The following is an 18,400-nucleotide window of genomic DNA, read 5'->3' on the forward strand; positions in this document are numbered from 1 at the left end:
GTAGTTGCTTGTCCCCATCTCGGCCTCCTCGCCTCAAAGTTAGGGGGCAAAGCGTCTACAAATCTAGGGGCACCTCAAAGGGCTACTTCAGCGGCCGCGAGTTCCTCGCCTGCCACGATGCTGGCATCACACCTACCGTGCCGCGGCCCGAGACGTCGGGCAACCGGGTCAAAGGCATGTATGTGAAGGCCGACTTCGCCTACGACGCTGCCGATGACGTCTATCGCTGCCCGGCTGGCGAGGAACTGACCTACCGATATACCCGGGAGGAGAACGGTCTGCAGATGCGGCGCTACTGGACGAACGAATGCCAGGACTGCCCGGTCAAGAGCCGCTGCACCACCGGCAAGGAGCGCCGGATCACCCGCTGGGAGCAGGAGCATCTGGTCGAGGCGATGCAGGATCGGATCAGCGGCGGCACCGGCTTGATGAGGCTCCGCCGCTCGACCGTCGAACACCCGTTCGGCACGATCAAGGCGTGGATGGGCGCGACGCACTTCCTGATGCGACGATTGAAGAACGTCCGAACCGAGATGGCGCTGCAGGTTCTGGCCTACAACATCAAGCGGATGATCTCGATGATCGGGACGCGAGGCCTGATGGCGGCGCTGTCAGACTGAAAGGCCGCACAACTTTTTGCGCCGCGATGCCAAAACGCGAGGGGTGACGAAGAACAATCCTCGAAACAACCTTCCCACCGCCAGTTTCCACACAGCCTCGGCCCAGAGCTGACATCCGACCAAGCTGCCGCGAACGCCCACACCGAGTACGCTTCGACCGATGCCGCATACTGCACAAATGTCCGCAAATTGCTTGAGAAGCTGCCGTTCAGTAGCCATTGAAAATAGCTGTCCGGTGATGGATTAGAGGGTTTCAAATTTAAATTCAAAAGGTTGGTGGGTTTCGTATGCACTATGTGTGCAACTTGAAATCGCCTTCTGACGCACCATGACGGGCATATGGCGGTTACGCAGCTTGGATCGATCAGAGCCCGTATCAACGTGTGGACGGACAACGAAGCGAACGAGTTTCTAGTTCGAGATGATCATCGGCACCCTGGCCAAGAATTTAATAGAGGAAAAGTGCCTTGGCCCGTGCCGTCAGCACGGCATGTCGGAACGCACCTTTTGTCTCTATGGACGGTTGCCTTTCTTACAAGCGTTTCGAGGCTATCTCCGTTCATCAAGGGAGCTGACATTTGTCCTCCGTTGCTCAACCCCCTGATTCTGTCCGGCAGGTGCCGACGTCAGACAGCTAAGTTTGTCTTACAAGGCCTGCATCGCACACTGTAACTTACTTTTTGGACGCCATCGCCTCGTGATCGATGATGTCGATCGGGATTATCTTCAGCCGCAGGGAGACTGGTTCTCCCAGCTGTTCTGACAGCAAACCTCGGAATGTTTCCGCCGAACTGTCGAGATCGTCGAGGCTTTCGCGTACGCCCAGCATGACAACTGACACGCCGAGCAGCCCGTCGTCGCGCTCGCCCCGGACCTGAAGGATGAAGTGGTTGTCGGAAACAAGGCCTGTTTTCGCTTTCACTGCTTCGACATAGAGACGTTTCACCGTGTCTTCGACGAAGATGATCTCGAGCCGTCGGTCTAGACGGTCGACGACGAAGAAGGACGACATCAGAAGGATCGAGAACACGATGAACGGTTTGCGCCAGTGCCCGTATCCTTGCAATCCAAAGACCAGCATGGCCGCGGCGACGATGCCGAGAAAGTTCGTGATGAAAAGCAGAAAAGCGCCGCCGGCCATCGCGTAGCCGTCACCCTGATGATGAATGTCCGATAGGGCAATCGCCTGCGCGGAAACCGCGTCTTCGCCAAGGGCAAGGCCGATCCCGACCACCGATAGGGGAGGCACCAGAGCGACGGCGATCGCGACGCCCGCAATCGAATTTGCGATCCCGATCCGCGCATGTGCGAAGGCTGCTGCCGCTCCCGAGCACAAAGCAACCAGCAGGTCGAGGGTAGAAGGTGCAGTGCGCGCAAGAATTTCGGAACCGACGACCCGCAGACCGATCAGGTTTGCGCAGACGAACGCAATACCGATCACGAATCCGACACCGGTGACAATCGAGGTCGCGGACTGGATCGTCAGTCTGTCCTTGCCCATGATCGAGCCGAACGAAAACCCGATGATCGGCGACATGAGTGGCGCCACGATCATCGCGCCGATGATTGCCGGCGCGCTGTTGCTGAGCAGCCCGAAGGACGCGATCGCCGTCGCCATGGCCAGCATGAAATAGAAATTCAGGCTAGGAACCGAGGATTCCTCGATCTGGCTGAAAAGTAAATCGCTGTCCTTGGCCTTGCCGGAACTCCGTCCATTCAGCGATTGCGCGAGCCGCTGAAGTACCGACGATGACATCGATCATTCTCCGTTGGAAAGAGCCGGCGCCGTGGTCGTGCAGCAATCGCATCGGCAAAAGACGGATTGGAGTAAACTCGGAGGCCCGGGCCGAGGCAAGTAGAATGTTTGACGGGTGCTGTCATGTGTGGACGGCTCCGTTTGTGCAAGAGTTGATTTGAGCTGATTTCGATCGTAGCGGGGTGCGGTCATGTGTCTGGCCTGTGTGCGCGGTGCGTGTGACCGCTGGCCCTGATGAAGTCCGCAAGCCAGGCCCCAATCAGAATATCAAGCTTTGACGCCCAGACAGTACCTCGGGGTGTCCCGGCAGCGGCCTCGCTTGATCATCGTCACTCACGTCTGCCCTTGCATCTCGTCGCGGTGCCTTTGGAGCGCCGCCATGTTCTCCTTCGTTCAGATGGCCGGTGCGGCCCTTTAGCTCTCTCCCTTCACGAGCAACGCCCATGCTGTGCGCGCCGTCTTGTTGGCGAGGGCCACGGTCACAAGCCGCGTCGGCTATAGAGCACCGGCACCCGAGACCATCATCCCAGTGGCGAAGAGGCCGCTCATGCACTAACAATCAAACTGGATCAGTCAGGTAAGGCCGCCCAGCGGCGGCAGAACTTATAGGACATCTTTAATGATGATAAAGAAAGTACTGCGTGCCGGTGTCGTCTCAGCGTTGCTTCTGTCGTCGGGAAGCAGCGCGGCACTAGCGCAAGTATCATTGCTCGAGCGCGAACTCGCGAACCCTCAGGCTGCGGCAAAGGCCGATCTGGGTTTTCGCCGAGGCTCCGTCATTGTCGCGCCGATCCCTTTCTCCAGCCCCATGATCGGAAGCGGACTTACCCTCGGGGCTGGCTATCTTTTCACGTTGCCGGGGTCGAAACCGTCCGGCGCGGGTCTCGCCAAACTCAAGTCGAGCAATGGCAGCGAAGGGCTCGGCGGCGGTTTCAGCCTGAGTTTTGCCGACGGCGGCTGGTCCGTGAGCTTGTTTGCCGCTGAGGCGACTCTGTTTTACGACTTTCCGCTCGGAAGTTCAGTTAACATTCCGATCAAACAGACGGGCGAAGCCTATGCCCTACGGGTCGACCGCGGCATCTCTGAGTCCCTATCCGCAGGCGTATCGTTCACCTATCTGGATTCGACGATCGGAATAGACTCGCCCGGCCTTGGAGTCTTGCCGCCAATCCTCAGGCCGGATGCCGACTTGTCGCTGGGAAAGGTTGGCATAGACGTCACGTTCGACACGCGGGATGACACATTCTATCCAACCGAAGGGACCTTGGTCGCCGCATCTCTCTCCTATGGCGTTGAAGTCGACTCGATTTTCGGCGGCAACTTCAAAGTGCTCGACCGGAGTTACACGAAAGGGTTGCTTTCCGCCGCACATTACCGGGAGGTTGGGGAAAGCGGTGTCCTTGCTGCCAAGGCGTCGCTCTGCGGATTGGCATATTCCGCACCGTTCTTCGATGCATGCGGCGTCGGCCTGGCCAACGGGTTGCGGGGTTTCGGCGCGCTCGACGATCTCGAGCCATGGTCCGCGGCGGTTCAGGCCGAGTATCGCGGACGCCTGTCCAACCGCTTCGGTTACGTTGTTTTTGCAGGCTTCGGCGGCGGCGGAGAGTCACTCGGGAGCATGTCGTTCGACAGCGGCGGCTTTGCAGCCGGCGTCGGATTGCGCGTTCGCGTGTCCCGGAAGTTCGGCCTCGACTATGCCATCGATTACGCGCGGAACGACGACCAGGAGGACTTCCTCTACGTCACCTTGGGCCAGCGCTTTTGATCGCGGGGCCCAAGATCTGCGCATCCGGCACAAAGTTCGGCACGGCTCACGGCGAATGCAAAACAATGATGCGGACGCCAGAAACGAACACGCTCGAAGGGATAGAGAAATGACACAAACACCCATCAACGGTAGCGGTTTTCCGACGAAAGTTCATCGCCGCGGCTTTATCGCACTTGTCGCGGCTTTTCCATTCGCGGCGCATGCAGATCCATCGTTGGGCGAGGGTTGGATCCTGCTTGGAGAGAGCCGGGTCAACCTTGTCAAGAATTTCAGCATCGTTCCTGTCACGCTGGCAAAGGGCCTCTTTACAGGGCTTGTCGTCGAAGCCGTCGACAAGCCGATCTTCATCGAAAGCATAGAGGTGACGTTCACCAACGGCGAAACGTCCGAGCTTCGCGTCCGGTCGATCATTTCGGCCGGAAGCCGGACCCGCAAGATGCTCCTACCCGGTCTGGTGCGAGGCATTCGGGTCGTGAAGATCATATACAAACGCGTTCCCACAGGTGGCACCGCTACGGTCCGAATTCACGGACGACGCAGCGGCGCATGATGGAGTATCGTCAGCGCGCCGTTAGGAGGGAATGATGTTGTCGTTCGCACTCACCGTATTGAGATTGATCAAAGCCGTCGTTCGTTCATGGCGGGTTCCGACGTTCCGTGCGACACTTTTTTTGGCAGCGGTTATCCTGCTGTCCGGGACGGTCTTTTATCGAGGTGTTGAGGGCTGGTCATGGGTCGACTCGCTCTATTTTAGTGCCACAACCATTTCGACCGTCGGACTTGGCGACCTTTCACCCCAGACTGAAATCGGCAAACTGTTCACCGTTGTTTACATCTTTGTCGGCGTTGGCGTCTTCGTCGCACTCTTCACGCAACTCGCGCGCGCCCTGCTTAGTAAAGAACTCGATCGGGAAACCTGACTGGAACAAAGAAGCTGGCGGGCACTGTCAGGGGAACTTGGCTTGAGCCGGGGCAGGGCGTTCTCGTAGCCTTCCCGCATGACCAAGCGCGACCCATTCAAGTACTTCAAGACCAGTCCTGAGATCATCCGTCTCGCGGTGATGCTCTACGTGCGTTTCCCGCTTTCGCTTCGCAACGTCGAAGACCTGCTGCATGAGCGGGGCATCGATGTCAGCCATGAGACGGTGCGCTACTGGTGGCACAGGTTTGGTCCGATGTTTGCATCGGAGATCCGAAAACGACGGATCGAGGGGATGCAGTCCAGCCGCTGGAAGTGGCACCTCGACGAGATCTTCGTGAAGATCAACGGCGAACGGCACTACCTTTGGCGCGCGGTGGACCACGAAGGCGAAGTGCTCGAAAGCTTCGTTACGAAGAGCCGGGACAAGAAGGCCGCGTTGAAATTCCTGAAGAAAGCAATGCGCAAGCATGGCCAGCCGGTGACGGTCGTGACGGATAAGCTCCGGTCCTACGGGGCAGCTCTGAAGGAACTGGGTGCGGTCGATCGCCAGGAGACGGGTAGGTGGGTCAACAACCGGGCGGAGAATTCGCATCTTCCCTTCAGACGACGCGAGCGGGCGATGCTCCGTTTCCGGCGCATGCGAAGTCTTCAGAAATTCGCCGCCGTCCACGCCTGCGTCTCAAACCACTTTAACCAGGAACGCAGCCTCTCAAGTAGACCCCTCTTCAAGGCCAACCGCGCCGCCGCACTCGCTGAGTGGCGTGGTCTCTGCGCAGCATAAAGGGCAGTGTAACTGTCCTAGTGGAGACGAGTTCGAATTAGTCTGCCAGCACCGCCATACGTCATTGATATCATTACCAAATTTTTGGCCTTGAGACATCTCCCCCACATCAAGCCCATCATAAAAAATGCGATTGCTTCAAGCTTCCTTACGTCCTTCGCTTGGCCTTAAGCTTTCTTGGGATCGTGACCTTGGAACTACCACATCGAAGAACAACCACATTGGGAGCGACTTCCAAACGTGCATCGGTCTCGGTTGCCTGACTGACCAGTACCTTTGCAAGCGAGTCTACAAACTTCGCGTCAAATACCACTTCCTCATAAAGCTCGCCGTCAATGACCCAAACGAAATGCGAACCGCCGGGCATTTCGACGCGAATGCCGCTCAATGCCGGAATGAAAGCTGCTTCCTTTAGTCCTGACGACAAAACGCCGTTGGGTGCGCGCTTCATCTTGGTTCGACGGGACAGGGCCTCCATAAGCTCAACTCGGCCTACAACCAAATCAGGGACCGATCCCGCATCGTTCAAGACGATTCTCCTGCGTCCAGGGTCATCGTTATTGTTTGCATGATCCGGTCGGTTTCGGCGAGGATTTTCAGAATACGCTGGTAGTGCCGCACATCTTCGATCCTAAGCTCGCGGCCCTTGCGGTCTTTCAGCCATTTTTGGGCAGGCTGATAGCCGCCAATGTAGAAGCCCCATGAGACCGCCGGGGCATTGTCGAAATACTGGGTCGTGTTGATCCAGACGCGCCCATCCTCGAACCTCGGCGTTTCAACCATGTTGTCACCGTCCCCGGTGAAGAGGAACGGGGTGGGACCAATGGCGCTCGGGTCCATTAGGTGCAGCTTGCGCAGTTCGGTGCCCTTGGCAGACACGTCCCAGAACTCGTCTGCGGGCTCTGTCAGAAGAACTCGGCTTGAGGGCGGTGCAGTCGCCACGTAGCGTCCGCGCATGATCAAACGCTCGCCCTTCAAGTACTTCAAAACCAGTCCCGAGATTATCCGCCTGGCTGTGATGCTGTATGTTCGGTTCCCGCTGTCGCTCCGGAATGTCGAGGACCTTCTGCATGAGCGGGGCGTCGATATCAGCCACGAGACGGTTCGGTTCTAGTGGCATCGGTTCGGGCCGATGTTCGCCGCGGAGATCCGGAAGCGCCGGATCGAGAGCATGAAATCAAGCCGCTGGCAATGGCACCTCGACGAGATCTTCGTGAAGATCAACGGTGAGCGGCACTACCTTTGGCGGGCGCTGGATCACGAAGGCGAGGTGCTGGAAAGCTTCGTCACAAAGACCCACGACAAGCGCGCCGCATTGAAATTCCTAAAGAAATCGATGAAGCGTCATGGCCAGCCAGAGGCTATCGTCACCGATCGGCTTCGGTCCTATGGCGCCGCCCTGAAGGAAATCGGAGCCGGCGAGCGGCAGGAGACCGGTCGCTGGCTCAACAATCGGGCGGAGAACTCGCACCTGCCATTCCGACGACGCGAGCGCGCGATGCTTCGCTTCCGCCGGATGCGAAGTTTGCAGAAATTCGCCGCCGTCCACGCTTCCGTCACGAACCACTTCAACCAGGAACGCAGCCTCTCCAGCAGACCACTCTTCAAGGCCAACCGCGCCGCTGCTCTTGCTGTGTGGCGTGGTCTCTGCTCGGCATAAGGGACAGCCATCCTGCCCTTGGTGAGACTGGTTCGAATCCGTCTGACAGCACCAAATTTATAAAGAAATCAATGAAGCGCCACGGCCGCGCTCATATACTGGTGACCGACAAACTCCGATCCTACGGCGCGGCGATGAAGGATATTGGCAATGCCGACAAGCAGGAAACTGGCCGCTGGATGAACAATCGGGCGGAGAACTCGCACCTTCCGTTTCGACGAAGAGAACGGGCCATGCAACGGTTCCGTAGCATGCGAAGTTTGCAGAAATTCGTCGCCGTTCATTCTTCTGTTCACAACCACTTCAATCTGGAGCGCCACCTCTACTCCCGCGAAAAATTCAAGCTCAACCGAACCGCCGCTCTCGCTGAGTGGCGCGGTCTCGGCGCGGCATAGAGGACAGCCTCATCTTCCTTGCAGAGACTGGTTCGCATCCGTCTGACACCACCCACACCACCCTTGATACTGATCAATGCAGACCCTCAGTTTTTCCACATGAATTATAGGATGTGCCGCGCAGCCTCATCACTAAGTCAACGATGTCCTCGTCCGGCATTGATAAATGTTTTTCTTGGATGGAGAACAAGATGATCAATCGTAAGACGCTTCTCGCCGCATTGCTCTTAGGCACTGCGATTGTGAACCCTGCAGCGGCGGAAACGACGCTCAACGCACTCTTCATGGCGCAGGCTGCCTATAGTGAAGCCGACGTGCGCGCGATGACTGATGCGTTTATCGCGGAGAATCCGGACATAAAGGTCAATCTGGAGTTTGTTCCTTACGAAGGATTACACGACAAGACCCTACTCGCGCTGGGGTCTGGATCGGGCTACGACGTCGTTCTGTTCGACGTGATCTGGCCCGCCGAATTCGCCGAGAACAATGTGCTGGTCGACGTCACCGATCGGATCACCCAGGAGATGAAGGACGGCGTGTTGCCGGGGGCGTGGACCACGGTCGAATATGACGGCAAGCGCTACGGGATGCCGTGGATCCTTGACACCAAGTATCTGTTCTACAACAAGGATCTTCTCGCTCAGGCTGGTATTACGGCACCGCCGACCACTTGGGAGGAGCTTTCGGAACAGGCTCAGGCCGTCCGGGAAATGGGACTTCTCGATCATCCCATCGTTTGGAGCTGGGCTCAGGCCGAGGCCGTGATCTGCGACTACACGACGCTCGTGAGCGCCAATGGCGGCGATTTCATCGCCGACGGCAAGCCGGCTTTTCAGACCGGCGGTGGGCTAGAGGCGTTGCAGTACATGGTCGACAGCTACGACTCGGGCCTGACGAACCCGAATTCCAAGGAATACCTAGAAGAGGATGTCCGGCGGGTCTTCCAGAACGGTGAAGCCGCGTTCGCGTTGAACTGGACCTACATGTACAACCACGCCAACGATCCGAGCGAAAGCAAGGTCGCCGGCAATGTCGGTGTCGCGCCGGCACCTGGCGTTGCCGGGCAGAGCTTGGTCTCGGCTGTCAACGGCTCGATGGGGCTCGGCATCACCACGACCAGCGAGCACCCGGACGAGGCATGGACTTACATCACCTTCATGACCTCTCAGCCGACACAGAACGCTTATGCGCGTCTCAGCCTGCCTATCTGGGCGACGTCGTACGACGATCCTGCGGTTACTGCCGGTCAGGAAGACATGATCGCGGCCGCGAAGGTCGGGCTGGCGGCGATGTATCCGCGCCCGACAACGCCGGGTTATCAGGAGATGTCGGCCGCGCTTCAGCAGGCGATCCAGGAGGCATTGCTCGGTCAGGCGAGCCCCGCCGATGCACTCGCCGCGGCGGCAGAGGGGGGCGGGCTCTGATGGAGCGCCATGATACGGGCGGCGACTCGCGCCGCCCGGCATCTCGACACCAGTGCGTGCATTGCGGTCGCAACGCTCGATGAGTCCAGGCTGGACAACGACCCGAGCATGGCTGCTGATGGTGCCATTGCTTCTCGTCATGCTGTCGGTGATCGGCTGGCCGTTCATCGACACTGTCAGGCTATCTTTCACCGACGCACGGTTGGTCGGTGCTGGAGGAGATTTCGTCGGGGCCGCAAACTACCAACGGATCTTTGCCAGTACGGCTTTTTGGCGCGCCTTCTTCGTTACGACGGAATTCGCAGTCGTATCAGTCTTTGTTGAGGTGGTGCTCGGCGTTTTGGTGGCTCTACTCCTCTATCAGAATTTTCGCGGGCGAAATATCCTTCGGGCGCTTCTAATCTTGCCGTGGGCGCTACCGACTGTCGTCAATGCGCTACTCTGGCGACTCATCTACAATCCCGAATACGGCGCGCTCAACGCAATGCTCGTTCAGACCGGGCTGCTTGATGATTATCGATCTTGGCTCGGTGATCCGAACAGCGCGCTGGTCGCGCTCATCATTGCCGACGCGTGGAAGAATTTTCCTTTGGTCGCTCTCATCTCGCTCGCCGCACTCCACGCCGTACCGCACGACATCAAGGCAGCGGCCGTCGTAGACGGGGCAAACGCGCTTTCGCGGTTCCGCTACGTAATCCTGCCCTATCTCGTCGGCCCACTGATGGTTGCACTGATCCTGCGTACTATCGAGGCATTCAAGGTGTTCGACATTATTTGGGTGATGACCCGTGGCGGCCCTGCAAACAGCACGCGGACGCTGTCCATCCTCGTGTATCAGGAGGCTTTTTCGTTTCAGCGGGCGGGATCTGGCGCGTCGCTCGCGCTGATCGTCACTCTGGCGGTCACGATGCTCGCGGTCGCCTATGCGGCGCTGATCCGCAAATCGGCGGGGGCACGGTTCTGATGGAGCGGCAAAGCCTTGGCTTCACTGTCTTTCTTTACGTTTGCGCTGGCCTCCTAGCCATAATGATCCTCGCACCTTTCGCCTGGCTCTTCATAATGAGTATCTCTTCGACGACCGATCTCGTTTCTAAACCGCTGCACTGGTGGCCAGCCGAAACCAACTGGTCGCGCTACCGCATTCTCACCGACCTTACGCCCAATACGCATGGTGCAGCGTTGATGACCGCGCTCGTCAACAGTATTGAAGTTGCCGCTATCGCGACCTTTGCCTCGCTCGTTGTCTCGGTGCCGGCGGGATGGGCGGTGTCGCGCACTCCCGCGGTTGGATGGTCGCTATGGCTCGTCATCGGAACCTACATGCTGCCGCCGGTTGCGCTGGCCGTGCCGCTTTACATGGGGCTTGCGGCGCTCGGCATGCTGAACACCAAGTTCGGCCTTGCGCTCGTTTATCTCACAATTCTCGCCCCGTTTACGGCGTGGCTTCTTAAATCTGGCTTCGACCCGATCCCGCGCGATCTTGAAAAGGCGGCCGCGATAGATGGCGCGCGACTTGACCAAACACTTCGGATCATCATCCTTCCGCTGGCCGCGCCGGTGATCGGCACAGCAGCGCTCTTCGCCTATCTTTTGGCTTGGGACGAATTCTTCTACGCGCTCCTGTTTACCTCCGATCACCGCGCCAAAACGGTCACGGTTGCCATCGCCGATCTTGCCGGCGGCAGGGTGTCCGATTACGGGCTGATTGCGACAGCGGGCGTCATCGCAGCGTTACCACCAGTAATCTTTGGCCTTGTTATGCAGCGGACTCTGATTTCTGGTCTGACGAGGGGTGGGGTGAAGGGATAAAGGGACCTATGGCGACAGGGACCACATCGGGCCGCGAGGCAATCGAGAGTGAGATTGCGCGCCAGTGGTTGGACGCGCTTTCCAGCTTTGCCGATGTCCGAGACCGTGCGGATGAAGTTGCAGCCTCGATTCGACGAAGTGGCCGACTTCTCCTTCTTGGAATGGGGGCGTCACACGGTCTGAACCGGGCGGTCGAGCCGGTCTATCGGGCACTGCACGTGGATGCCGTGGCACTTCCCATTTCCGAACAGCTAGACCAGCCGCTTTCGATCGCTGACCGTACGATCATCGTCACCTCTCAATCAGGCGAAAGCGCTGAGGTTATTCGGTGGCTGAACGAGGTGGGTCCCGCAGCGGAGGCCTTCGGGTTGACGATGGCCCCCAACTCAACCCTCGCTCGGTCGCTGCCTAGCCTAATCGGCGCGGGCGGGGTGGAAACCGCCTTTGCCGCAACGCGCAGCATCTTGGTCTGTTTGGCGCTGCACGCGGCAATTCTGTCGGCACTCGGCACCGCCCCGACGACGTTTGTCCGGGCATTACGGTCACCCAAGGAGCCCGATATTTCTAATGCGGTGATTGCCCTAGCGGGCGTTCGCGCTGTGGTAACCTCGGGTCGCAGGCTTCAGGGCCTGGCCGAGGCGCTGGCGCTCGGATTGACGGAACTCTCGCGGCTGCCCTGCTTCTCGCTTGAGTGCGGCCAGCTTCGCCATGGACCAATGGAGATGTTGGGACCCGAGGTGGGTATGATTTTCCTGCGCGGCGACGACCCGACAAGTGATCTTGTCCGCAATCTCGCCGAGGCGGTCGCGGCGACGGGGGCGCCGACGGTAGTTCTAGATTCCTCGGGCCGCACGCCCGTGAAAGGGGCAATCACCATCGATGCCGGGCGCCATGATGGGCTGGCCGCACTCGCAATACTCCTGCCTATCGCGCAACGCCTGATGATCGAATTCGCTGCAGTTAGGGTCAACGATCTGGGATGCCCCATCCGCAGCCAGAAGATTACGCGAACCGAATGAATGACCTGTCCCCCCTCGCTGTCGTCGGCAACGTCAATGTCGATCTGATCATGGGGCCGGTTGCGCCATGGCCACGGCCGGGTACCGAAATGATCGTCGGTGCCAGTGAAGTCAGATATGGCGGCGCAGCGGGGAATGTCGCGCTGGCCTGGCGCGCCCTTGGCCGTGAATTCCAGATTGCCGCTAATACTGGCCGAGATGCCCTTGGCAATTGGCTTCGCAATGGCTTTGCACCTCACTCCGACGTTTGGCCCGTGTCAGACGGGGCAACGATGATTTCAGTCGGCCTGACGCACCCCGATAGCGAGCGTACGTTCTTTACCACGAAAGGCCACGTCGCCGACCTGACTTGGTCCGATGTGCGCGGGACGCTGGACTGGACGCGGCTTTCCGGCGGAACGCTTCTCCTCTGTGGCACCTTCGTGACGGATGAGCTGACCGCGGACTATGACAGACTGCTTGACCACGCGCGCGATCAGAACATTCGCGTAGCGCTCGACACCGGCTGGCCGCCGGGGGGATGGACGACGGCGACCCGCAACCAAGTTCTGGGTTGGTTAGGGCGGTGCGATTGCCTGCTTCTCAACGAGATCGAAACCCGTGAGCTTTCCGGCAGCCATGCGGCAGAAGAGGCGCCATCCATATTGCTGCCTTTGATGCCCGACGATGCGCTGGTCGTCGTCAAGTGCGGCGCAGGCGGTGTCGTCGCGGCGACGAGAGACCGGGAGATGCTCAAAGTGCCTGCGCCAGCGGTCGAGGTCGCGGACACGATCGGTGCAGGCGACATCTTCAACGCCGCGTTCATTGCGATTCGTGCAGATGGGCGGCCCCTGCTTGAATGCCTTGAAGCCGGCGTTCGCACGGCCACCGCCGCGATATCGACCTCGCCCCGCCGCTATGGCATGGATGAGGAACCGCCAACCCAAGGAGCCTCCGTATGAGCACGCTCGATCTCATCGGAGTAAGCAAATCCTACGGCATCACCGAGATCCTGACGTCCATCGACATCTCGCTCGCCAGTGGCGAGTTCCTCGTGCTGCTCGGCGCCTCGGGATGCGGTAAGTCGACCATCCTCAACATCATCGCCGGCCTTCTGTCGCCCACGTCGGGTGAAATCAGGATCGACGGCAAGCGCATAAACGAAGTTCACCCTAAGAACCGCGATATTGCGATGGTCTTCCAGTCCTACGCGCTTTATCCCAACCTGACGGTGGAGCGTAATATCGGGTTTGGCCTCGAAATGCGCGGCGTGGGCAAGGCTGAACGCCAGGCGGCGATCGTAAAGGTCGCCCGGATACTCAAGATCGACGGATTGCTCGACCGCAAGCCGGCCCAGCTTTCCGGCGGGCAACGCCAGCGCGTCGCAATCGGACGCGCGCTGGTCAGAGAGCCTAAAATCTTCCTTTTCGACGAGCCGCTCTCGAACCTCGATGCCAAGCTCCGAATGGAGATGCGAGCCGAGCTAAAACGGCTGCATCGGATGCTCGGGACGACCGTCGTCTATGTGACCCACGACCAGATCGAAGCGATGACTCTGGCCACAAGGATCGCTGTAATGCGCGAGGGCCAGATCGAACAGATCGGCACGCCAGAAGAGATTTACAACAGGCCGGCTACAGCCTTTGTAGCCGAATTCGTCGGTGCTCCGCCTATGAACATGATCGACGCCACGCTGGATGCTGACGGCCTCCAACTGGAGGGATCGGGACAGCGGATCGGGTTACCGGGCAAGAGAGGCAGGTCGCGCCAGGTGATCCTAGGCCTTCGTCCCGAGGATCTTCACATCGCCGATGCGTCGGATGAATTGGTCATCGGCGCCACGGTGGATTTCGCCGAACCGACGGGCCCGGACATCATTGTCTTTGCCCGTCATGGCGGAAATCCGCTTGTCGCAAGTCTTCCATCGCATCTGCAAATTGACCCGGAAAGTCAGACCCGGTTTTCGTTTTCCATTGAAAACATGCATATTTTTGACCGGGCAACGGGTCAACGGATCGAACCTTGACATGGTTTAGCCACAAAAAACCCAAGATCGCGGATTAGACCCGCTTTCCAGCGCGTGACAGATCGGACATATTCAAACTTTCCTAGATATTGGAAAGGACCTATCGATGCGCGTGAAATCGAGCAAGCTTATTTTGGCCGCGGCAACCTGCCTGAGCCTGCCGGCCTGTGTGGAATCGCCGGTGTCCCGGGCGCAGAACCTTGACGCGAGGGTGGACTCCCCGACCCTCACGAGCGCGCAGCCAGCGGAAACCTCCAAGAATTTTTCAATCTACCTGACCGGATACACCTATTGGGACAATACGCCCCCTGGATCAGCAGCGATTGCCCGCCCGGTTCTTCGTCAGCGAGCCGGCGGTACGGGTACATGGAAAAGTCCAATCACGATTGCCGTGGGACATAGCATCGTTAACGGGCGCCAGACGCTCGACTACCCTGAGGGCACGCGGTTTTACCTTCCTCGGCTGAGAAAATACGCTATCGTCGAAGACGTCTGCGGTGACGGACCGACGCCACAGGGCGGGCCATGCCACACAGGTCACAATGGTCACCCCTGGCTTGACATTTGGATTGGCGGCAAGGACGTGTCGCCACAGGAATCCGATGCCTGCGCCCGCCGCATCACCGCAGTTCAGACCGCGATAATCAACCCTCCGCGCGACTTGCCGGTACAGCAAGGTGAGATTGCCACGGGCGGCTGTCAGGTCTTCCTCTGAGATTCACAATAGGTTCGTCGGCTAACCAGCGGGCGTTCGAATGCTTGCGATACGAATAAGCTTTCCCCAAGCAGCAATGCGGCCAGCAAGCGCATGGCCGACCGCTCGGTAAACGGTGATGTAGAGAAGTGGCCGATAGATTAACCTCTGAAGTGGCACGAGAAGGAGCAAATATAGATTTTCGCGCCGTTCGAACCTGAAAGCAAAAAGCGCCACGATTAAATCCAGGATTGGCAGCATTACCCAGCCTGCGATAACAACCAGAGACACATCGCCGCTCGTCAGGGGTAGGCCGCGAACAAGGTTTCCCGCGGCCATGATGATTACGCTTACGAAGACCGCGTCTGCCAGTGGTGCCAAAAGCCCCAGCACAATGCCTGTAAGCCAAAGATCTGGGATCGAGACTAGGCCGACACCGCGTGCTGTCTTTGCCGCGCGACGGTGTTTCCAGGCCGTCTGCATCATGCCGAAGCTCCAGCGAAGTCGCTGTTTCATAAAGCCAGAGAGGGTCTCAGGCGCATCCGTGATGGAATATGCGCGCTCTTCGAAAGCGATCCGATAACCCGCGCGCAGAATTGCGACCGTAAGGTCGGCATCCTCGGTAATTGTGTCGGGGGAATAGAACCCAACTTTCCTCACAGCCTCAACACGCCATGCACCGATAGCGCCGGGCACGACGAGCATCGCGTTCAGCCGTTCGGCGGCACGACGATCGATATTCTGTGCGGTGATGTATTCAAGTGCCTGCAATCGAGCAAGCAGACCGCGGCGATTGCCAACTTTGACGTTGCCCGCAATTGCGCCGACATGTGGATCCGCGAAATGTCCCATCAGCCTTCGAACCGCTTTGGGGTGCAGAAGGGTATCGGCATCGACGGCTACAACCACCTCGGTCTCGATCTCGGCGTAGGCGGCATTGAGCGCGCTGCACTTGCCGCCGTTTTTCTGACGTATCAGCCGCACCCTAGGATCGTGACGGAATTCCCGCTCCACCGTCTCCGCAGTGCCGTCGGTTGAACCGTCGTCGATTACGATGACGCGAATGTCCGGGTAGTCGGAGGCGAGCGCGGCGGCGACCCCGTCGACGATGACAAGCTCCTCGTTGAAGGCGGGAATGGCGATCGTCACGGTAGTGAGCGGTTCTGCCAAGCCTGACGGATGTCGCCGCCGGAGAAGCGCGAGAGAAAGCATGATAAGCGAACGGACAATGCCGAAGCATACCGCCACCCAGAAAATCCAGACCAGTACATGACCAGCTACGGCGGCGGTGACGAAGGAAGCGCGGTCGAGCGGTGTTAAATTGTCCGTTGCCAGTGGCATCATTTCGTCGCGCGATAGGCCGAGGAATTCTGAAAGCAGAACGATCCGATAGCCTTCTGCCCTGAGCCGGTCGATCAGCATCGGCAACGCGGCGACCGTGGCGGAACGGTCGCCGCCCGCATCGTGCATTACGATGACCTTGCTCGCGTTCGATGCCATCTGCGCCATCACATAGTCAGTGATTTCAATGGCGCTCATGAATTCCCAATCGCGCGGCACGATGTCGGAGCCGGCGACCATGTATCCTTCTTTCTCTATTATGCTTTGCTGCGTGGCTTCATCCTTGGTGAGTGGGCCCTCGCTGCGTCCGTAAGGAGTGCGGAATAGATAGGTCGTGCGCCCCGTAACGCTTGCAATAAGCCGTTGGAGCGCGTTCAGCTCAAGCTGAGCCCGGACAACGCCCATCTCGTCACCCTCTGGATGAAAGAACGTATGCGAACCGACCTCGTGCCCTTCGGCAACCATGCGGCGGACGATAGAAGGATAATTCACTACGTTGGTGCCGATTACGAAGAATGTTGCCGGAACGCCCTTCGCCTTCAGCACGTCAAGGATTGACACTGTGTAGTCCGGGTCGGGCCCATCGTCGAAAGTGATTGCAACAACTTTATCCGCAGAGCTGCCATAGCGTTCTACCGAGATCGGGCGCGGTACACGATCATAGATCTCGCCGTCGATGAGACCCGTTGTTAGGTCCTTGAAGAACCTGCGTTTTCCCGTGATCTCGGGTTTGGTGACCCTCCGGAATGGTCCGTCACCTGAATAGGAGACGTAATCTGTGAAACCGATAGTTTCGAGAGCACCAACTTGCGACGGCTCTAACCCATTTCCGATCAGTGGCCAGGCGCCGGGATCCTCCAGGCCAGTTGACCAAAGAACAACCCCGGCCACAGGCTTTCGCATCAAGGTTAGAATTTGATTGTGTAGAGAAACAGCATCAAGAAGCCAGATCTCGGCTGAACGACCATCTTCGGTAGTGAAAGTCGCGCGGGTATTGAGCGATCCGGTCTCAACGGCGATCATCGACGTTTGGCGTGCTAGAAGCTCCATTGCCTCTGCAAAGGGCAACTTAACTGGTGAGAGATCTCCGTCGGTCCACATGTAGGCGAAGGATCCAAGAGCGAGACGCAGCTTGTTAGGTCCTACGGCAAATGCCGCGTCATCAACGAGTGTTTCGAACCAACTCTGGGCTGCAAGAGGCCCCGGCGGCGCGCCCGCATAGGGCTCCCGAAACGCCTGTAGGAGCACAGAATCGACCGCCTCGACAAGGGAGCCATCACGCCAGAGTCCGCCGTCGGCTTCGACGACGAGGCAGCTATAGATTCCCGTCGGCAGCGCGGCTTTCAACGTCGACATCAATAAGCGCAGACCCGCTAGGTGTTTGGGCCCCACTTGCTGCGGATAGATACAGATCCCGGAATAAGTGCCGCCCCTGATCTTTTCTTCCAGTGCGTTGACGATGCGCGCTCGGGCGTTCGCATCGTCGAGTATGGACGCGCCCGAATTAGTCGGGCTCGGCAGTGGTAGGAGCGCTACGAGTTCTAGACCCAAGTTTGGCGATGTACGTTTAAGGTCACGTAGAGCGTCTTCTGTTCCCGCCTCGCGAAGCCAGACTATCGTCCCAGTCGCGGGGTCGACCGTGAGCCATTCCGCAAGGACGCTGTCGAGACTGCCACAAGTGCGAGTTAGCGTTGCCAATGCCCAATCTGGCCCGGCCATCAAATAGGCTGATCTGGACATATCATCACCGCCCGGAAGCAGGTCAGCCGCGGCGAGCGGCTCGCCCGTACAGGTTGCTGCGATGGCTTTGGTTTCGCGCTCGGCAATGTCATTGTCGGACAGCGCGCCACGACGGATCAGCTCCAGCTTTTCGCTCTCCGGCAGTATGTCGATGTAATAGAATCCAAGGAAAACCGTGGTCAGCCAAGCCAGACAGATCAAACCTGCCAGTGCTACGACGGCCCTTAATCTGCCCGCACGTCGATTAAGCGGGTCGAGAAAGATGGGATGGCGATGATGGGATCGCTTCCGCGCGACGGTTCGGTTTCTTCCTTTCGCCATATCTTTCCCTACCATACGCAAAAGCGGTCATTTTGACCACTGTGCGCCCCTATCTCCACTGCTATAGACTTCGATCTACAAGACAACCCGAAGAATTGACGCACATAAGCGCCAAATCACTATCCGGTCGGTTTAGAGGCCGGAT

16 protein-coding genes and 2 pseudogenes are annotated in these 18,400 nt (G+C 58.6%); 14 read left to right on the forward strand and 4 right to left on the reverse strand.

The window, feature by feature from the left end; translation table 11 throughout:
- A partial coding sequence (locus QKW60_RS12270) for a transposase (protein ID WP_282369095.1) occupies window positions 1-620 on the forward strand: 620 nt, incomplete at its 5' end.
- A gap of 673 nt (window positions 621-1,293) precedes the next feature.
- Here the strand turns inward: QKW60_RS12270 and QKW60_RS12275 are convergent.
- Window positions 1,294-2,376, reverse strand: coding sequence for a DUF389 domain-containing protein (locus QKW60_RS12275; RefSeq protein ID WP_282369097.1), 1,083 nt, complete (start codon window positions 2,374-2,376; stop codon window positions 1,294-1,296).
- Window positions 2,377-2,995: 619 nt separating this feature from the next.
- Here QKW60_RS12275 and QKW60_RS12280 point away from each other — a divergent pair.
- From QKW60_RS12280 to QKW60_RS12295, 4 genes are all read left to right on the forward strand, one after another.
- Complete coding sequence (locus tag QKW60_RS12280; RefSeq protein ID WP_282369098.1) at window positions 2,996-4,141, forward strand: BamA/TamA family outer membrane protein; 1,146 nt, start codon at window positions 2,996-2,998, stop codon at window positions 4,139-4,141.
- Between the two features lie 55 nt (window positions 4,142-4,196).
- Window positions 4,197-4,694, forward strand: coding sequence for a hypothetical protein (locus tag QKW60_RS12285; RefSeq protein WP_282369099.1), 498 nt, complete (start codon window positions 4,197-4,199; stop codon window positions 4,692-4,694).
- Between the two features lie 34 nt (window positions 4,695-4,728).
- The gene (locus QKW60_RS12290) at window positions 4,729-5,064 is read left to right on the forward strand and encodes a potassium channel family protein (RefSeq protein WP_282369100.1); all 336 of its coding nucleotides are present in this window, start codon (window positions 4,729-4,731) and stop codon (window positions 5,062-5,064) included.
- Between the two features lie 78 nt (window positions 5,065-5,142).
- On the forward strand, window positions 5,143-5,847 hold the full coding sequence (locus QKW60_RS12295; protein WP_282369101.1) for an IS6 family transposase: 705 nt from the start codon (window positions 5,143-5,145) through the stop codon (window positions 5,845-5,847).
- A gap of 148 nt (window positions 5,848-5,995) precedes the next feature.
- On the opposite strand, the gene QKW60_RS12300 is transcribed toward QKW60_RS12295, so the two are convergent.
- Both QKW60_RS12300 and QKW60_RS12305 read right to left on the reverse strand, forming a co-directional pair.
- On the reverse strand, window positions 5,996-6,376 hold the full coding sequence (locus tag QKW60_RS12300) for a hypothetical protein (protein WP_282369102.1): 381 nt from the start codon (window positions 6,374-6,376) through the stop codon (window positions 5,996-5,998).
- Window positions 6,373-6,804 carry a type ISP restriction/modification enzyme gene (locus QKW60_RS12305; RefSeq protein ID WP_282369103.1) on the reverse strand — a complete coding sequence of 144 codons (432 nt, stop codon included), beginning with the start codon at window positions 6,802-6,804 and terminating at the stop codon, window positions 6,373-6,375. The genes QKW60_RS12300 and QKW60_RS12305 overlap by 4 nt, the downstream gene beginning before the upstream one ends.
- Here QKW60_RS12305 and QKW60_RS12310 point away from each other — a divergent pair.
- From QKW60_RS12310 to QKW60_RS12350, 9 genes and pseudogenes are all read left to right on the forward strand, one after another.
- A pseudogene (locus QKW60_RS12310) lies at window positions 6,803-7,507 on the forward strand (IS6 family transposase). The gene QKW60_RS12305 and the pseudogene QKW60_RS12310 overlap by 2 nt on opposite strands.
- Before the next feature lie 53 nt (window positions 7,508-7,560).
- Window positions 7,561-7,902: pseudogene (locus tag QKW60_RS12315) on the forward strand (DDE-type integrase/transposase/recombinase); the annotation flags it as partial.
- 191 nt (window positions 7,903-8,093) lie between these two features.
- Window positions 8,094-9,326 carry an extracellular solute-binding protein gene (locus QKW60_RS12320; protein ID WP_282369104.1) on the forward strand — a complete coding sequence of 411 codons (1,233 nt, stop codon included), beginning with the start codon at window positions 8,094-8,096 and terminating at the stop codon, window positions 9,324-9,326.
- A gap of 118 nt (window positions 9,327-9,444) precedes the next feature.
- Window positions 9,445-10,290 (forward strand): carbohydrate ABC transporter permease, encoded by an 846-nt coding sequence (locus QKW60_RS12325; protein ID WP_282369469.1) that lies wholly within the window; start codon window positions 9,445-9,447, stop codon window positions 10,288-10,290.
- A complete protein-coding gene (locus tag QKW60_RS12330; RefSeq protein ID WP_282369106.1) occupies window positions 10,290-11,135 on the forward strand; it encodes a carbohydrate ABC transporter permease in 846 nt (281 codons plus the stop codon). The genes QKW60_RS12325 and QKW60_RS12330 overlap by 1 nt, the downstream gene beginning before the upstream one ends.
- Window positions 11,136-11,143: 8 nt before the next feature.
- Complete coding sequence (locus QKW60_RS12335; RefSeq protein WP_282369108.1) at window positions 11,144-12,154, forward strand: SIS domain-containing protein; 1,011 nt, start codon at window positions 11,144-11,146, stop codon at window positions 12,152-12,154.
- Window positions 12,151-13,095 (forward strand): carbohydrate kinase family protein, encoded by a 945-nt coding sequence (locus QKW60_RS12340; protein WP_282369110.1) that lies wholly within the window; start codon window positions 12,151-12,153, stop codon window positions 13,093-13,095. The genes QKW60_RS12335 and QKW60_RS12340 overlap by 4 nt, the downstream gene beginning before the upstream one ends.
- Entirely contained in the window at window positions 13,092-14,159 is a 1,068-nt protein-coding gene (locus QKW60_RS12345) for an ABC transporter ATP-binding protein (RefSeq protein WP_282369112.1), read from the forward strand. The genes QKW60_RS12340 and QKW60_RS12345 overlap by 4 nt, the downstream gene beginning before the upstream one ends.
- A 106-nt stretch (window positions 14,160-14,265) precedes the next feature.
- A complete protein-coding gene (locus QKW60_RS12350; RefSeq protein ID WP_282369114.1) occupies window positions 14,266-14,874 on the forward strand; it encodes a hypothetical protein in 609 nt (202 codons plus the stop codon).
- 21 nt (window positions 14,875-14,895) lie between these two features.
- Here the strand turns inward: QKW60_RS12350 and QKW60_RS12355 are convergent, their stop codons facing one another.
- Window positions 14,896-18,255: a trifunctional glycoside hydrolase family 18/polysaccharide deacetylase/glycosyltransferase family 2 protein gene (locus QKW60_RS12355; RefSeq protein WP_282369116.1), complete on the reverse strand. Its 3,360-nt coding sequence runs from the start codon at window positions 18,253-18,255 to the stop codon at window positions 14,896-14,898.
- Window positions 18,256-18,400 lie beyond the last annotated feature (145 nt).

Source organism: Albidovulum aestuarii (assembly GCF_029961185.1).
Lineage (GTDB): Bacteria > Pseudomonadota > Alphaproteobacteria > Rhodobacterales > Rhodobacteraceae > Albidovulum > Albidovulum aestuarii.

What these genes read in the sequence shown, in the direction of transcription:
- QKW60_RS12285 (WP_282369099.1), top strand. Translation starts at nt 4,197, where the DNA reads ATGCAAAACAATGATGCGGACGCCAGAAACGAACACGCTCGAAGGGAT.
- QKW60_RS12330 (WP_282369106.1), top strand. Translation starts at nt 10,290, where the DNA reads ATGGAGCGGCAAAGCCTTGGCTTCACTGTCTTTCTTTACGTTTGCGCT.
- QKW60_RS12320 (WP_282369104.1), top strand. Translation starts at nt 8,094, where the DNA reads ATGATCAATCGTAAGACGCTTCTCGCCGCATTGCTCTTAGGCACTGCG.
- QKW60_RS12340 (WP_282369110.1), top strand. Translation starts at nt 12,151, where the DNA reads ATGAATGACCTGTCCCCCCTCGCTGTCGTCGGCAACGTCAATGTCGAT.
- QKW60_RS12335 (WP_282369108.1), top strand. Translation starts at nt 11,144, where the DNA reads ATGGCGACAGGGACCACATCGGGCCGCGAGGCAATCGAGAGTGAGATT.
- QKW60_RS12345 (WP_282369112.1), top strand. Translation starts at nt 13,092, where the DNA reads ATGAGCACGCTCGATCTCATCGGAGTAAGCAAATCCTACGGCATCACC.
- QKW60_RS12280 (WP_282369098.1), top strand. Translation starts at nt 2,996, where the DNA reads ATGATGATAAAGAAAGTACTGCGTGCCGGTGTCGTCTCAGCGTTGCTT.
- QKW60_RS12355 (WP_282369116.1), bottom strand. Translation starts at nt 18,255, where the DNA reads ATGGCGAAAGGAAGAAACCGAACCGTCGCGCGGAAGCGATCCCATCAT.
- QKW60_RS12290 (WP_282369100.1), top strand. Translation starts at nt 4,729, where the DNA reads ATGTTGTCGTTCGCACTCACCGTATTGAGATTGATCAAAGCCGTCGTT.
- QKW60_RS12305 (WP_282369103.1), bottom strand. Translation starts at nt 6,804, where the DNA reads ATGCGCGGACGCTACGTGGCGACTGCACCGCCCTCAAGCCGAGTTCTT.
- QKW60_RS12350 (WP_282369114.1), top strand. Translation starts at nt 14,266, where the DNA reads ATGCGCGTGAAATCGAGCAAGCTTATTTTGGCCGCGGCAACCTGCCTG.
- QKW60_RS12325 (WP_282369469.1), top strand. Translation starts at nt 9,445, where the DNA reads ATGGTGCCATTGCTTCTCGTCATGCTGTCGGTGATCGGCTGGCCGTTC.
- QKW60_RS12275 (WP_282369097.1), bottom strand. Translation starts at nt 2,376, where the DNA reads ATGTCATCGTCGGTACTTCAGCGGCTCGCGCAATCGCTGAATGGACGG.
- QKW60_RS12295 (WP_282369101.1), top strand. Translation starts at nt 5,143, where the DNA reads ATGACCAAGCGCGACCCATTCAAGTACTTCAAGACCAGTCCTGAGATC.